This is a genomic window from Polaromonas potterensis, assembly GCF_033446725.1.
Lineage (GTDB): Bacteria > Pseudomonadota > Gammaproteobacteria > Burkholderiales > Burkholderiaceae_C > Polaromonas.
Genome location: NZ_JAWQLX010000024.1, coordinates 1 through 1,158, shown reverse-complemented (window position 1 = coordinate 1,158; position 1,158 = coordinate 1). Strand labels below are relative to the sequence as shown.

Annotated in this window: 1 protein-coding gene; it reads right to left on the bottom strand. The window is 59.8% G+C overall.

Going from position 1 to position 1,158, the window contains the following annotated elements:
• Window positions 1-243 precede the first annotated feature (243 nt).
• Window positions 244-1,158 (bottom strand): IS110 family RNA-guided transposase (locus R6254_RS21925; RefSeq protein WP_318409806.1); only part of this gene is annotated, 915 nt, incomplete at its 5' end.

Genomic DNA, 1,158 nt, shown 5'->3' with positions numbered 1-1,158 from the left:
TCGTGAAATTGATGGTGCGAGGCAACGGGAACAGACTGCACATCTACAGACGGGCTTGATGCATTGCTTGTTCAATGCGACCCCAGATACGAACCGCTCGGCAGGGCCCCATTCCGTTCCCGTGGTCGTTACCAATCGAACGCCACAAAGGGTTAGTCGGGCTTGTCTGCCGCCGGTCTGACCTGTTTACTGCACCTTCGGAATCACGTCTGACAAGAAACCTCAAACGATCTGGCTGGCTGCTCAGGCCGCGGTAATCACTGCGGTGGGCATGACACTGATATGGCGCGCATCAAAGGGCTTGCCTTTGGTCATCACCGCCCACAAAATCCTTGCGTTCTTGTTGGCCAGCGCCACCACCGCCTTTTGCCAGCCCGACTTCTCCCGCAGGGCATGGGCCCACCGGGAGATCGGGTCATCGCGCTTATGCGCTGTGAGCACCGCCGACTTGGCCCCCTGAATCAGCAGCATGCGCAGGTACATGTCGCCGCGCTTGGTGATGCCGCCAAGATTGTTACGCCCACCACTGGAGTTCTGCCTGGGGGTCAGCCCCAGCCATGCACCAAACTGGGCGCCGTTTCGGAACTGCTTGAAGTCGCCCACAGTGGCTATAACAGCAGATGCAGTTACTGGCCCGACACCTGCAAGACATTCGGCTTGGCGCACCTGCTCATTGCTTTTGGCGTGGGCTGCAATGCGCGCATCACACCAGGCTAAGTGGGCATCGAGTTCATCCCACTGTTCTTTGGCGCGCTGCAATGCCAAACGGGCCAGGCCACCGAGCTCATTGCTAGCATCCTCCATCATGTCGGGCAGCGCCTGGCGCAGCGCGCGCAGGCTCTGGGCGCACACCAGACCAAACTCCGCCAGCAAGCCGCGAATGCGGTTGGTGCAGGCATTGCGCTCTTCCTTGAACCCTTCACGCAAGCGGTGGATACACAGCATGCTCTGCCGCTCGACGCTCTTGATGGGCACGAAGTGCATTTGCGGTCGACTGGCAGCCTCGCATATTGCGGCGGCATCATTGGCATCGTTTTTGCCACTTTTTCCTTGCATCCGGTAGGGAGCGACCAAGTGGGCCGCAATGATGCGTGCATCCAATCCTAGAGCGACCATCTTGCGGGCCCAGTGGTGCGCACTGGAGCTCGCTTCCATGGC